Genomic DNA, 15,012 nt, shown 5'->3' with positions numbered 1-15,012 from the left:
GCTAAAAATCCGCCACATAGCATAGCCGAAAAACGTTGTACGCAATTTGAAAGCCTATCATACTTAAAAAACAAATAATGGAAATACAGATTAAAGAAATTAGCTTCGGCAATAAAATTAAAGAGTTAACTGTCACTTCTTATGTTGATAGCCTAGCTAAATACAGAGCTGATTTAAATAACGCTTTAGATCTTAAAGAGAAAATTCCTATCTTTTTAGATACCAATATTTTACTACGATATTATAGCATTTCTTTTAAATCCCGTAAAGCACTTCTTTCATTCTTAACAAAACATAAAAAACAAATAATTATAACTTCCCAAGTCCAAAAGGAATTTATAAAGAATAGAGAGGATATAATTGAGAGATATTTCGAAGACACACTTGCTAAACTAAAAGATAATTTTAAAGATGACATAATTAATAAAATCAAATCATACACTGACAATAACAAAATATTACTAGACGACTTTACATTTTTAGAGGAGAAGCTATCTAAAATCAGTATGGAAGCGGATAATACTTATATTCAACTTGCTAAAGAGGTTGAAAAAATAAAAGAGAAACTACCGCAAACAAAGTATGAGGATGAACTTCTTTCTGTAATAAAAGAGATGACTTTATTGAACAATTTGACTGAGGAAGACATAAAATTTCTTCATTCAGAATTTGATACATTAAGGAAAAATATTGACGTCTCCAAGATTAAGTCTGAAATAGGAAAGCCACAGCGTTCATTCCCAGGATTAGGAGATTTGATTGAAAAGCCAGACAATCCATACGGAGATTATATTTTATACCACGAAATGATAAAATATATAAAGACAGAAAATAAAAATGCAATATTCTTAACTTACGATACAACAAAAGGAGATTGGTTAAAAGTAAACAAAGAGCCACATAGCCATTACATACAATCAGCATTTTTAGCAACTAACCAAAGTTTGTTTTTTTTAGATGCAGAAAGATTTTTCAGTACACATTTAAAACTTCATTTTGAGTCACTTGTATTATTACCAATCGATTACTATTCACCAAAACTAGAGTACGAAAAGGATTTTATTTTAGACTTTATTGGCTTAGAGAGAATAATTAGAACAATCGCTGAATATGTGGATATCGAAAAATATGAATACAAGCCTGTGGTAAGTATAATTAGGGATTTTTTGGATAGAAATTACATAGATAAAAAAACTCGTGACGAATTTTTAGTTTTAAATAAAATCAAGAATTTACTAACTCATGCTCATGACCGAACTAATATCGAGAGTATAAATAAAGAAGAATTTTTTTTATGGAATGAAAAATTACAAATAATGATTGCCACTATGAATAAATTATACACTATTCTGTGAGAAGTGCGCACAACAGGGGTTTTGCAAAAGCTGGACTTCAGTGCAAAATTGAAGAGGTTAAACATCATCTCTAACTCTCTAAAATTTACCAATCCATTTTTTTACCTTTACAAAAGGTCCTCCATATTTTAATATTTTTTTACTTAAAAACTTTTAATATGAACACCCGTTTGTTTTTATATTCTGCTCTAGTTTTGGTTTGCCTGAATTCAGGATGTGCCGATAAGACACAAAAAACTCCCGCCACACCAAAAACCTCCACAAACCCTGTAACCAATAACCCTGATAAAATAATATTCAAAAGTAAACTTCCCGAGCCGGATGGTGATTTTATGCGCGAGTTTGAGCGCATTCAGATAATGCAAATGGGATTAAAAGTTACCAACTTAAGAAGTAATTACATAGGTTGTTCAGAGGCAGAGCCGGGTCCATGGATACCCATTACGAAGTTTAAAGAAACGCTTAAAGGCAAATTGACTAATTACACAGTTGATATGGGACATGCAGCTGACCATTACGCAGGAACAAATGAAGAAACCTTTATACAGATGGAGTATGACTGGAGGATGATAGTAAGTCCCTCAAACACACATAAAGAATTATTTAATGATGGATCGGTTCTGTGCGAAGTGACCCCACAACCCAATTTCTGGGATAATATGTGGTTCCCTATAAAATATTCCGGGAGACCAAGCCTATTGTTAGATTATGATCTTTGTATTTATGGTGCATATGTAAATGATCCGGGAGCTTCAGGTGATCCCGACGAAATACATCCAATTGAAGCCATTTGGTGGGAAAGAAAAAATGTAACCGATCCCGAGATAAGAGTGATGCTTGTACAAGATGCTGCAAAAGGTCGTTTTCGTGAAGAATCCATGTATACTAAAAAGCCATGCGATGATAATTACGCTGATTGGAAACCCTGGGTAGAATACCCGCAATTGGAAGAGATTAAAATACCTTTTAGTTATGATCCTGCAAATAAAACATTCACCGATATACGATTGCAGGTGTTGAGAGCATTAGACATAACAACATCCTTAAAAACCGACTGGAGTGATAATGATGATGGGGAAACACATCAATTGTTTTTGTCTGCTTCAGATCAAATGAATGTGGCAAATGACCTGCCGGTTATAATCAGAGTTACTGAAGGTAATGACATAAATAATAAGCACATAGCAGTGCAATTTAGCGACCTTACCTGTGATAAGCAGGGAATAATTCGCGGTTATGTAAAATTATTGGTGGCGGTAGGCGATAGTGCCCAACGTCATGAAGGTGTTATGGTTTTCAACTTAACCTTTCGTGAGGGAATTAATCAAGGCCCGGTTATAAATCAGGATTAATAACGGCTTTTAACAAGGACTTCAATTTTATTTGGATGTTGATCTGCGCACAAGTAAAAATTGCGGAACGGTGATGGAATCGCCGGTGTGAAAAAAAGGGGAACCCGCCGGTGGGCGGACAGGCGCGGATGACGCAGATCGGGCGGATAAAAAGGATTTTTTTGGATGTAATTATGGAATTCAGCCCATCGCATTTTTCTATTAATTAAATATTTCATCAATCTAAAAAATAAACTTAATTTTATTCTGATAATGAAATCCTCCCAAATTAATTTTTTGATCTTACTCTTATTATTACCCATTGCACAAATATTCTCGCAGAGCCCAAACTACTCCGGAACCTGGATATTAAATCTTGAAAAAAGTAAGTTAGAAGACCAACCAGATGGGTTAACCGGAAGCATATTTATTATAGATCAAGTTGGCGATAATTTTAAACTGACGAGATATCATATTTATGGAGATAAAAAAAATAAAATAAGTTTTTCCATGGTTGCTGATGGAAAGACAAGGCGGGTTAAAATATTATTTAAAGGCCAACTTTTATGGAGTGACAACAATTTACAGGCTTCGCTTTGGAGAAAGGATTTTTCCAATATTGTAAATTACAAATTTGGGATAAATGAAAATGAATTTATTGCTGATGAAGTTATGAAGAGTAAATATGACAACCATCATAATGCATGGGTTTTTGACAGGGAAATTCAGATAATTGATTAATACTACACCGACACAATTCCCTTCGAGGACCCACCACCGAAAATTTAGAAACAAGGATATTATATTATAAAGTGCATTATACTGCACCATTTAATATATTTATATTATTATTACCGATAAATGTATAATAAAGTGCATTTTAACGCACATTATTATATATTTATTAATTTTACCCTTATATTTACATGTAAAAGAGCCGTATAATGCACTTTCATGATCTGATTAAACTTATTAAAGCACGTCGCACAGAACTTAACGTTACGCAGGAAACCCTTGCAGAATTGTCGGGTGTGGGATTGCGTACCCTAAAACAATTTGAAAGCGGCAAGGGGAATCCTACAATTTTAACACTGAAGAAACTTGCAGATGTTTTAGGATTGGATCTGTATTTAAAAATAAAAGATAGGTCGGAAACTAAATGAGATCGGCAAAAATATTTTTTAAGGAAGAAGAAGCAGGAGTATTAACACAATTTGATGATGGTAATTTTTCCTTTATGTATAATAGGTTCTGGCTGGCAGATGACAGCAAGCCGGGTATAAGCCTAACCTTGCCCAAAAGAGAGGAGGAGTATAGGTCAAAATTTTTATTCCCATTTTTTTACAACATGTTGCCGGAAGGAAATAATAAATACATTGTCTGCAAACATCACCGAATTGATAACGACGATCATTTTGGTTTATTAATGATCACAGCAAAATATGATAGCATCGGAGCGGTGAGTGTTATAAAAATTAAAGAATAGTGACTTTACCAAAAATACAATTCTGCCCCGGAACTTTAGCAGGAGGTTTTACCACCTACAGTAGAACCTGCTTAAAAAGAGTTTTTAACGACAGAAAAGTTCATCACATCTTACCATATAATTCCCCCTCCTCAAATTCAAAAGCAGATCAAATATTTGAAGATAACAGAAAACACATTTCTATTTCGGGAGTACAGGAAAAATTTTCCCTAATCATGGTAAAAAACAAATTAAAACTAGCAAGGGAAGGAGAAAAAGGAACGCATATATTGAAGCCCATTCCCACTGCAGGAAAAAGAATTGAGCAGATGCCGGCAAATGAGCATCTTACCATGCAAATTGCTAGACAGATATTCAAAATAGAAACTGCGGAAAATGCATTAATTTTTTTTGCAGATGGAACACCTGCCTACATTACAAAACGATTTGACATAAATTTAGATGGCACAAAAAATGCCCAGGATGATTTTGCCTCACTTGCAGGAAAAACACCCCAAACCCATGGCGAACATTATAAATATTCGGGAAATTATCTCGATCTATTTGAATTAATGAAATATTACTTACCTGCTTATAGATCAGAATCACCTAAATTATTAAAATTAATTTTATTTAATTATTTATTTTCTAATGGCGATGCACATCTTAAAAATTTTTCAATAACCGAAACTGATCTGGGAGATTATCGATTGAGTCCCGCCTATGATCTGTTGAACAGTCGCATCCATGTTGACGATAAAGACTTTGCCTTAAACGATGGATTGTTACCTAAAAATTTAAGTAAAGGGAATATAAGAAATCAATTTTCATTACTGGCCAAACATGCCGAAATAAATGAGGATATTTTTAAAGCCATTATGGATCAAATGTTATCAGAATCCACTGAAGTAAAAAGAATGATTCATGCGTCCTTTTTAAGTGAATCGAGCAAAAGAAATTATTGGCAGACTTATCAAAATAAATTTAAACAATTAATGAAGTTTTAGTTTAAACTATTAGCTTTATCTTCTAAAAAATTATTAAAACTATAAATTAAACATTTTTTTTATGAAAACAATGACCTGTAAACAATTAGGTGGCGCTTGTGACACAGAATTCACAGCAAACAGCTTTGAAGAAATTGCTCAAATGAGTAAGGATCACGGTATGGAGATGATGCAAAAAATGGATCAGCCTCATCTTCAGGCAATGGGAAAAATGCGTGAGTTAATGCAAAATTCCAACGCCATGAACGAATGGTTTGAAGGCAAACGAAAAGAATTTGAACTTTTACCTGATTCGGAATAAACATTTCAAAGGCGTCGAATTCGATGCCTTTGATACAGGGGTAAAAAATAATATGTATTAGACACTTAATATTGATATTATGTCAATAATAAATCAAATAACAAAACATTTCAGAGATGTACATTTCGGAGGTAATTGGACTTCTGTAAATGTTAAGGATACTTTAGCCGATATAAGTTGGGAAGAAGCTAAAACTAAAGTATATGATCTGAATACTATTGCAACGCTTGTTTTTCATATGAATTATTATGTGGAAAATGTTTTGAAGGTGCTGCATGGAGAACCATTAAATGCAAGTGACAAATTAAGTTTTAATGTACCTGAAATCAATAATTCTGAGGACTGGCAGAAGTTAGTTACGAAAACATTAACAGAAGCAGAATTATTTGCCCTTCAACTCGGCAAAATGGATGAATCCAAACTATTGGAAACATTTAGTGATTCGAAATACTGCAATTATTACAAAAATATGCATGGAATTATTGAGCATACACATTATCATTTAGGACAAATAAGTTTATTGAAAAAAATATTACGGAGGGAAAACTGATTCTGCATGAAACTTTGTTGGCGGTTCGTTGAAAGGGTTGAAGGAGTTGAAAGAGTTTGATACGGAGGAAAATCATCCGGGTGTATATCCGATTGTTATTTTTTATTTTTTGATTGTTATTGGATATTATCCAATGTTCACTTCGGAGGAAAATCACCTATGGTGTCGATTTGTTAATTGTTCTTTATTCTTTGTTCTTTATTCGATATTTATTTTCAAGTTTTTGGCCCCCTACCCCATAGGGGAGTTAGTTTCCGTTTACATCGAACGTTCTCTTCGGAGTAATATCTTCCGGGCAGTCGATCCGATTAATGCCTGCCCGGCCACTGACGGATTTTTTATTTTTTGATTGTTATTTTATATTCTACGGTTTCACTACGGAGTCATATTTCCCGGGTGTCGATCCGATTGTTTTTTTTTATTTATCAAGGTTTAATTCGGAGTAATATCTTTTGGGTTGACGATCCGATTAATGTTCTTTATTCTTTGTTCGATATTCTTTATTATTGATCTACAGGTTCCAAGCGAAGAAATTCTTTCCGGGTAGTCTATCCGATTGTAATTTTTTATTTTTTGATTGTTATCTGATATTAAATTCCATTTATTGTATCTCTCAGCACCCCTTCAAACTCCTTTACATCAACTCCCACATAAAACCCTTTAGTTTTTTCCACTTCCTCCAGTGCCGTTTGCAACTTAAATTGTCCTTGATCTATTCCGTATACCATTTTCTTATCATGTAATTCCTCTACGAGATATTCTTGTTCTGTTTGTCCGGGAGTTGGGACAAATATGCATTTCTTATTTAATACGGCAAGATCCATTAAAGTGCTGTATCCGCCGCGCGAAATAATAATTTCAGAACTTAAAATTAATTGGAATAATTCTTCTCCCGGAAGATGTGAGATAATTCGAATATTATCATTAATTTGAATATCCGTATTTTTTTCTGATATGCCACTTACTATTACATATTTTTTAGTAGTTTGTTGCGCTTGTTCAATTATGAGATCTTCAAAAATTGTGCGCTGCGGTTCCGGTCCCGAAATAATTGCGAGCACATTATATTTTATAGCCGGCTGAATTTCCGGTTTGCGGAAGCGGGTAAGCACACCGATAAATTGTGCGTGCTTAGGCAATTTATATTTATGTGAAAGATCACCTGAAATATTAGGTTCATTTTTTACATCGGGAATCCAGATCGCATTAAATTTTCTATGCTGATATTGCAACCATAAATACACGAAGGGTTCTGCAATTTTAAATTTTGGGATCTTTACCATCATTTGATGACTGATGATTACGCTATATACATTCTTACTATAAATACCATAACGGTTGTCTGAAATAATGAGATCTATTTTGTGTTCTGTAATTATTTGTTGTGTTACTTTATGTTCTCTTTTAATTCCGCGAAACACTTTTCCTAATTGACTAATAATTTTAATAATAAAACTTCCCTTTTTCTGATATTGGATATCGTAGGCCGGAACATCAATTGCGGTTAATTGTGGAAATTCTTTTTTTAACAGTTGCAGGGAGCGGCCGGTAGAGGCAATTATTACGTCGTGGCTCATACCCAGACAAGCCCGAACAACCGGTATGCAGCGCGTGGCATGTCCTAATCCCCAGTCGAGAGGGGCAATTAAAATTTTTTTCTTTTCGGAGGAGCTCAAAAATATTGGTTTAATTATTGTCGTTTGAGGTGTATTCTAAATTATTGCTTAAATTAGTGCCGCAAAGCTATGAAAATCAGAAAAACATTATTGCTCCTCGGATTAATATTACCACTTGTATTTTCTTCCTGTGGATTATTTGACGGCACAAAAGGTTGTGACTGCCCTAAGTTCGGACAAGAAACCGAGCAAAACAGCGACGACCCCACCGATGTTGCCACAGCCTCTAGTTTAGAATAATTATAAATTCCGCTGTATTCGAACTACTAATGAGGTGTATTGTTTAACATTGTGAAAAATTATTCAGATATGCTTACTAAAAAGGTTGAAACCGCTTTAAACCGCCAAATAGAAATGGAGGCTTATGCTTCTAATTATTATCTCTCGGCCGCATCCTGGTGCGATGCCAAGGGATTACAGGGTGCCGCAGTGTTTTTATATGGACATGCAGACGAAGAACGCATGCACATGATGAAAATATTCAATTATGTTAACGATGCAGGCGGTCACGCACTCGCACCAAACATAAAACAACCTCCAACCAAGTTTAAGTCGCTAAAAGAATTATTTGAAGCTGTGTTTGACCATGAATTGGATGTTACCAAATCGATAAATTCGCTGGTGGATCTTTGTATGAATGAAAAAGATCACTCCTCTTATAACTTCCTGCAATGGTATGTGGCTGAACAACATGAAGAAGAAAAATTATTCCGTGGCGTTCTCGAAAAGATCAATTTATTGGGTCCTGACGATTCCAGAGGTCTCTACTGGATAGATCGCGAACTTGCCGGCATGACTGCTGCAGGTGGAGGAAAGTGAGGAGAAAGGAGAGAGGAGAAAGGAGTTTAAATTTCTTGCGAAATTTTATTGGACACCATTATTTGATTTCCTGATACGTGATACAACTTCAGGAGAGAAGAGAAGAAGTTTAAATTTCTTGCGAAATTTTATTTGAATCACCCAAATGCTCTTTTTTCTCTGAAGGGAAAAAAAGTTTGTCACAAAAATTAAATTTTTATCAAAATGGCCGTTTTGCGGCCATTTTTGGTTTATTTCAATTATGATTTCAATTACAAATACTATTTGATTGAAAATCAAAAAATTCAATCTTTGTTTGCTAACTGCCCCTGCGACACCTGCACCTCATCGAGGGCTGTGCGTGAGAAAAGTCAAACTACTGGCATAACACCTTTGCGTCTTTGCGACTTTGCGTGAAAAAACACACAATTGGCTAACCGTGAAATGTTTTTTAATTTTGTTGCATGACTACAGCCCAGGTAAACTATTTAAATATTGGATTAATGTTGATTTCGGCAATTGCCGCATTTATAATTCCCTTCGAATTGTTTTTATTTTCCTATGCATTTTTAGGCCCTTTGCATTATCTAACTGAAATATCCTGGCTACACAAAAGAAATTATTTCACAAAAGGAAAAAAGGATTTTATTTTTTTATTGGTGCTGTGTTTTTTAATTCTAATATTTTCCTACATACGACCCATTCTTTCCTGGGTGTTCCCCACCGACGTGGATGGGAATTTTATTGATGTGGGGATAACAAATATTGCCGAACGCGCGGGCTCACTCACACCTACCTTAATTTTTCTTTCCTTTGGAGCAGCTTTAATTATGATACTTGTAAAAAGTAACACATTTAAAGTGATCAGCTATTCCCTGCTGTTTCTTTTAGGACTCGCAATGCATTCGAGTGAGTTTTATCTCGTTTTATTTGCAGTATTTCTTCCAACATTGATACACGTTTTTATTTTCACAGGGGCATTTATTTTAGTTGGAGCATTAAAAGGAAAAAGTGTATCGGGATATTTTTCCATCCTGATATTTTTATTGTGTGCAGTAAGTTTTTTTATTTTATTCAGGCAACCCGGATATATTATTTCAGATTATGCAAAGTCTGCTTATAATGAATCATTTTTTTCGTTGAACTATACCGTTTTTGAATGGCTTATGCCACATATGCTGGAAGGTGTGCGGAGTATGGATGGATTGCGGGATATTATTTATAATACAAGTTCCGGAATTCTGATCACACGATTTATTGCATATGCTTACACCTATCACTATTTAAACTGGTTCTCCAAAACATCCGTTATCAAATGGCATGAAATTTCCAGACCTGGTTTGGCAATAATTGTTGTTTTGTGGGTTGCTGCAGTAGTGCTGTATTCATTCGATTACAGAACAGGTTTAACAGCATTATATTTCCTCAGTTTCCTCCATGTATTACTCGAGTTCCCACTTAATTTCCAATCATTCAAACAAATTGGTGAGCAGGTGAAGTTGCGGTTAGGGGGAATGGGACATAGGACATAGGACCTAGGACATAGGACTTGACATAGGACAAGGGAATTCGACATAGGAAAACAAACAGTGGGATTTGCTAAAATTTCGCAAGAAATTTGAACTCCCTTTGTGGTATCAGGTATCAAGTATCTGGAAAACAAACAATGGAATCACGCAAAATTTCGCAAGAAATTTAAACTCCTTTCTCCTTTCTCCTCTCTCCTTTCTCCTTTTTTGGCTGTTAATTGTCAATTGTCAATTATCAATTGTCAATTGCTCCCAGGTTTCCCTCGCACAAATGTTTAAGCACCTTTAGTGAAGTTTCTATATCTTTTCCCATCCATTTAGGTAACATCCTTCCCAAAATCTTTGCAAATGCTCCGCGACGGGTTTTTCCGCTTACTATCCATTTTACGAGAATTTCATTTTCTTTTATTTCTTCCAATTGAATATTAAAATCCATTTTAAAAACACCTTTATTAAAAATTGCACTTAATACAATTTCTTTATATGGTTCGGTGTTGGTGATCTTAATTTCTCCCTTTCCCATTTTTTTTCCTTTCCAAAACATCATAGCTCCGTTGCCTGATTCCTTGTCGTCATAAGTGATTACAATTTTCGGATCATTTTCTACACTCCAGGCACTCCATTTTTTCCAGGTACTGAGATCATCTATTGTATTAAAAATATTTTTTTTATCGCTATTTATTTGTATGCTCTTATTGAATTTGTATTTCGAAGAAATAAATAATCCGATCACGATCAGGAGTGAAAATAATCCTGCAATTACCAATAATATTGTTCCAGTCATTTGTTTTTCAATTTCTCCACGAAAGTAGATATTAAATTTTTATAGTTAGATTTTTAAAATCGACATTATACCTTATCTTTAATAATCCGATCCTCCTCAGGCAAGGTGTTAAATTCGGATCATGGCATCAAAGAAAGGGCTAACCATTTTGGTTGCACTATTTTATTGTATCTCTTCCACTTATTCCCAAACAATTTCGGGGGTAATAAACGTGTATACCGCAGTAACTGCAGTTGATCTTGCGGATATTACCTGTGCCTCGGTTGCAGGTTTTGCTGTTGGTGATCGTGTTGTTATCATACAAATGAAAGGTGCAACTATTGATGAAACCGATTCCCCTGCTTTTGGTGATGTTTTAGCTTACAATAGTGCCGGATATTATGAGTTTGGGACCATTATCAGTATTTCCGGACTTACCATTACTGTGGAAAATCCGCTCTGCAGAACTTATGATATTGCCGCTGCTGTACAATTAATACGGGTTCCTGTTTATGATAATGTAACTATAGTTGGTGATGTAACGGCAACAGATTGGAATGGCGTTACGGGTGGAGTTGTGGTTTTGGAAGTAACAAATACTTTAACATTCAACGCCAATATAAATGTTACAGGACAGGGGTTCAGAGGTGGGACACATTGCACTAGTTTTTTCAGTTGCGGTGTAAATGATTATTATTCTGATTATTCGGGTATACTTTCTTGTGTTGGGGGTGAAAAAGGGGAAGGAATTGTTGTTTTAGATTCTGATATTGCAGGTAGCAGGGGCAAAGCTGCAAATGGGGGAGGAGGAAGTAATTCAGGGCAGCATGGTGGTGCAGGAGGAAGTAATTTTGGTGCAGGAGGTGTTAGTGCTTACGAATGGACAGGTTGTTTTCCCTATGATGATATTTGGGCTACACCCGGAATTGCATTGGATTATTCAGAAGATCGGGCATTTTTGGGTGGAGGTGGTGGAGGCGGACATCAGGATAATGGATTGGAGGTTACCGATGGTTCGGATGGCGGCGGATTGGTTTTGATAAATGCAAATACCATTGATGGAGGAGGATTTGCCATAAATGCAAATGCAAACAACGTAATTGAAATCACCGACTCAGAAGGCGCTGGTGGTGCAGGTGCAGGCGGCTCAGTTATTTTGCGCGTTTCTAATTACAGCTCTGATCTCTACGTAAATACAATTGGTGGATTTGGCGGAAGTATAGAAAGCACGATCTGGGCGGGAACTTGTCATGGTCCGGGTGGTGGTGGAGGCGGTGGTTATCTTGGGATTTCATTGCCGGCTTTACCCGCTAATGTTTTTTTAAATAATGTTGGTGGTCTACCGGGAATAATTACGAGTCCTGGAGCATTTTGCACCGGAACTCCGCATGGTGCAGAACCCGGAGCTGTTGGTGGTGTGATGACAAATATTCCGGAATCGCTGATCTATCCTGTTGTGGATTTAGGAAATGATACTGCCGTTTGTGTTTATCTGGATCCATTTATTTTAGATGCCGGAGCCGGATTTGAATATGTATGGAATGATCTTACTACAGATCAAACACTTGATATTTATAATGACGGAATTTATTTTGTTGCAGTTTCCAATGCCTTTGGCTGTACCGATTTTGATAGCATAACAATAATTGTAAATGATGCACCGCCACTTAATCTTCCGGATACAATTCAATTTTGTTTTGGTGAGGAATTTATTTATGATGCAGGTGCTGGTGTAGTTAGTTATTTATGGCAAGACGGATCATCCACACAAACTTTTACCGCAGCAGAGGAAGGAATTTATTGGGTTACTATAACTAATGCAATTGGATGTTCCACAACTGATTCCTCTATAATTTTAACTCCCTGGTCACTTCCTGTTTTTAATTTGGGAAGTGATAGTATTATTTGTTTGGGAGATGAAATTTTATTGGATGCAACACAAATTAATTCCACCTATTTATGGAATGATGGAAATACAAATTCAACACAATTAATTACGGTGCCCGGTTTGTATTCAGTAGAAGTTACGAATGAATTTAATTGTACCTCATTTGATGAAATTAATTTCACCCCGGGTTGTGGACACGACATTTTTGTGCCCAATGCATTTAGTCCTAACGAAGATGGTGTGAATGATGATTTTAATGTTGTCCCCTACAATCCGATTATAAATTATGATCTTAAAATATTTTCCCGCTGGGGACAATTGCTTTATAATAGCGCCGACATCAATATAGGCTGGGACGGAAATATTCGCAATAAGCCTGCAGAGATAGGCACTTATATCACTTTAATAACTTATCAGGTGGAAACATTTGAAGGGCCTGTTACTTATACGTTGAATGGGACGGTTACGTTGTTGAGGTGAGGTTAATTTTAGAAAATCGACCTACCAGGTTTTTTTTAACCTGTGAGGTCTGATTTTCGGGCTGGCGAGAAAGAAGTATCACTTTACCCTAAACTTAAATTTCCTCCTGACGACCTCACAGGTTTGGGAAACCTGGTAGGTTTAAGTTTTTTTTAACATGTGAGATTTTATTTTCGAAAAATTTCTTTCGAGATCAAAACTATGAATTTTCCCTACCTACCTCGCTGTATTCGACTCAATAAATTTACTCGATTAATTAAGGTGATTATTTTTCAATTGTTTTTAAAAGCCGCTGCTTTTTTTAAAAAATTAACAACTAATTTTAATTTAAATTATATACATTCGCAAATAATTCCTTAACAATATGGATTTCTATAAACCTTTAATTTTTGACAATTTCTATCATATTTATAATCATGGCAATAACAAGGACAATATATTTTTTGAGGAAAAGAATTACGCTTTTTTCCTTAGTAAAATAAAGTACTATCTTTTCCCTGTTTTAGATCTTTATTGTTACAATCTTTTAAAAAATCATTTTCATTTATTAATTAAAATAAAAAATGAAAATGAAATTATTCATCAAAGTGAAATTTTTTGCAAAGAGAAAAAAGTGCCATATAAAATGTTAAATATTTCACAGCAATTTTCTAATTTTTTTAATTCTTATTCAAAGTCAATAAACAAACAATATTCTAGAAAAGGGAGTTTATTTGCCGAAAGTTTTAAGAGAGTAGAAATCAAAACTGATAATAAACTTTCTCAAATAATTGGTTATATTCATACTAATGCACAGCATCATAAATTTGTGGATGATTTTAAAGAATGGCCACATAATTCATATCATCAAATATCAAAGAGGAATAATTCCTATGTTAAAGCGGAGGAGGTGATTAAGTGGTTTGGTAATATTGAGGAATTTGTTAATTTCCATAGTGACTTTGCAAAATCCATTAGGCAAGAAAATAATTGGATTGAAAAGAACTAATTCCGAAATGAAGTTTAGAAAAGCGACCTACCAGTTTTTTTAACCTGTGAGGCCTGATTTCCGACAGGGGTAACTACGAAGTTTCACTTTAACCCAAACTTAGATTCTACCCTACCGACCTCACAGGTTTGGGAAACCTGGTAGGTCTACATTTTATAACCTGTGAGGTCTGATTTTCGACAGGAGTAACTACGAAGTTTCACTTTAACCCAAACTTAGATTCTACCCTACCGACCTGTAAGGTTAGAAAATCGACCTACCAGGTTTTTTTTAACCTGTGAGGTCTGATTTTCGACAGGAGTAACTACGAAGTTTCACTTTAACCCAAACTTAGATTCTACCCTACCGACCTGTAAGGTTAGAAAATCGACCTACCAGGTTTTTTTTAACCTGTGAGGTCTGATTTTCGGCAGGAGTAACTACGAAATTTCACTTTAACCCAAAATTAGATTCTACCCTACCGACCTCACAGGTTTGGAAAACCTGGTAGGTCTACATTTTATAACCTGTGAGGCCTGGTTTCCGACAGGGGTAACTACGAAATTTCACTTTAACCCAAACTTAGATTCTACCCTACCGACCTCACAGGTTTGGGAAACCTGGTAGGTCTACATTTTATAACCTGTGAGGTCTGATTTTTGACAGGAGTAACTACGAAGTTTCACTTTAACCCAAACTTAGATTCTACCCTACCGACCTCACAGGTTTGGAAAACTGGTAGGTCTACATTTTATAACCTGTGAGGTCTGATTTTCGGCAGGAGTAACTACGAAATTTCACTTTAACCCAAACTTAGATTCTACCCTACCGACCTCACAGGTTTGGAAAACCTGGTAGGTCTACATTTTATAACCTGTGAGGTCTGATTTTCGGCCAGTAGA

Annotated in this window: 15 protein-coding genes; 13 read left to right on the top strand and 2 right to left on the bottom strand. The window is 35.3% G+C overall.

Going from position 1 to position 15,012, the window contains the following annotated elements; translation table 11 throughout:
* Nucleotides 1-77 precede the first annotated feature (77 nt).
* From IPI31_02010 to IPI31_01975, 8 genes are all read left to right on the top strand, one after another.
* Nucleotides 78-1,355, top strand: coding sequence for a DUF4935 domain-containing protein (locus IPI31_02010; protein ID MBK7566575.1), 1,278 nt, complete (start codon nucleotides 78-80; stop codon nucleotides 1,353-1,355).
* 158 nt (nucleotides 1,356-1,513) lie between these two features.
* A complete protein-coding gene (locus IPI31_02005) occupies nucleotides 1,514-2,707 on the top strand; it encodes a hypothetical protein (protein ID MBK7566574.1) in 1,194 nt (397 codons plus the stop codon).
* 276 nt (nucleotides 2,708-2,983) lie between these two features.
* Nucleotides 2,984-3,427: a hypothetical protein gene (locus IPI31_02000; protein ID MBK7566573.1), complete on the top strand. Its 444-nt coding sequence runs from the start codon at nucleotides 2,984-2,986 to the stop codon at nucleotides 3,425-3,427.
* 203 nt (nucleotides 3,428-3,630) lie between these two features.
* Nucleotides 3,631-3,849, top strand: a complete 219-nt coding sequence (locus IPI31_01995) for a helix-turn-helix transcriptional regulator (GenBank protein MBK7566572.1) — start codon at nucleotides 3,631-3,633, stop codon at nucleotides 3,847-3,849.
* On the top strand, nucleotides 3,846-4,172 hold the full coding sequence (locus IPI31_01990) for a HipA N-terminal domain-containing protein (protein MBK7566571.1): 327 nt from the start codon (nucleotides 3,846-3,848) through the stop codon (nucleotides 4,170-4,172). The genes IPI31_01995 and IPI31_01990 overlap by 4 nt, the downstream gene beginning before the upstream one ends.
* Nucleotides 4,172-5,158: a HipA domain-containing protein gene (locus tag IPI31_01985; protein ID MBK7566570.1), complete on the top strand. Its 987-nt coding sequence runs from the start codon at nucleotides 4,172-4,174 to the stop codon at nucleotides 5,156-5,158. The genes IPI31_01990 and IPI31_01985 overlap by 1 nt, the downstream gene beginning before the upstream one ends.
* A 61-nt stretch (nucleotides 5,159-5,219) precedes the next feature.
* Complete coding sequence (locus IPI31_01980; protein MBK7566569.1) at nucleotides 5,220-5,459, top strand: DUF1059 domain-containing protein; 240 nt, start codon at nucleotides 5,220-5,222, stop codon at nucleotides 5,457-5,459.
* A gap of 79 nt (nucleotides 5,460-5,538) precedes the next feature.
* Entirely contained in the window at nucleotides 5,539-6,009 is a 471-nt protein-coding gene (locus IPI31_01975; GenBank protein MBK7566568.1) for a DUF1572 domain-containing protein, read from the top strand.
* A 590-nt stretch (nucleotides 6,010-6,599) separates the two neighbouring features.
* Here the strand turns inward: IPI31_01975 and IPI31_01970 are convergent.
* Nucleotides 6,600-7,685: a glycosyltransferase gene (locus IPI31_01970; GenBank protein ID MBK7566567.1), complete on the bottom strand. Its 1,086-nt coding sequence runs from the start codon at nucleotides 7,683-7,685 to the stop codon at nucleotides 6,600-6,602.
* A 69-nt stretch (nucleotides 7,686-7,754) separates the two neighbouring features.
* Between IPI31_01970 and IPI31_01965 the strand changes: the two genes are divergently transcribed.
* The 3 genes from IPI31_01965 (at nucleotide 7,755) to IPI31_01955 (ending at nucleotide 10,015) form a co-directional block, all read left to right on the top strand.
* Complete coding sequence (locus IPI31_01965; protein ID MBK7566566.1) at nucleotides 7,755-7,925, top strand: hypothetical protein; 171 nt, start codon at nucleotides 7,755-7,757, stop codon at nucleotides 7,923-7,925.
* 69 nt (nucleotides 7,926-7,994) lie between these two features.
* Nucleotides 7,995-8,504, top strand: coding sequence for a ferritin (locus tag IPI31_01960; GenBank protein MBK7566565.1), 510 nt, complete (start codon nucleotides 7,995-7,997; stop codon nucleotides 8,502-8,504).
* A gap of 443 nt (nucleotides 8,505-8,947) precedes the next feature.
* Nucleotides 8,948-10,015, top strand: coding sequence for a hypothetical protein (locus IPI31_01955; protein MBK7566564.1), 1,068 nt, complete (start codon nucleotides 8,948-8,950; stop codon nucleotides 10,013-10,015).
* 232 nt (nucleotides 10,016-10,247) lie between these two features.
* Here IPI31_01955 and IPI31_01950 read toward each other — a convergent pair whose 3' ends face one another.
* Nucleotides 10,248-10,796: a hypothetical protein gene (locus tag IPI31_01950; GenBank protein MBK7566563.1), complete on the bottom strand. Its 549-nt coding sequence runs from the start codon at nucleotides 10,794-10,796 to the stop codon at nucleotides 10,248-10,250.
* Nucleotides 10,797-10,917: 121 nt separating this feature from the next.
* On the opposite strand from IPI31_01950, the gene IPI31_01945 reads away from it, so the two are divergent.
* On the top strand, nucleotides 10,918-13,143 hold the full coding sequence (locus IPI31_01945) for a gliding motility-associated C-terminal domain-containing protein (GenBank protein ID MBK7566562.1): 2,226 nt from the start codon (nucleotides 10,918-10,920) through the stop codon (nucleotides 13,141-13,143).
* Nucleotides 13,144-13,507: 364 nt separating this feature from the next.
* The gene (locus IPI31_01940; protein ID MBK7566561.1) at nucleotides 13,508-14,131 is read left to right on the top strand and encodes a hypothetical protein; all 624 of its coding nucleotides are present in this window, start codon (nucleotides 13,508-13,510) and stop codon (nucleotides 14,129-14,131) included.
* Nucleotides 14,132-15,012 lie beyond the last annotated feature (881 nt).

This window comes from Bacteroidota bacterium, assembly GCA_016706865.1.
In the GTDB taxonomy this organism is placed as follows: Bacteria; Bacteroidota; Bacteroidia; order Chitinophagales; family BACL12; genus UBA7236.
This window is presented reverse-complemented; position numbering and strand designations above follow the sequence as displayed.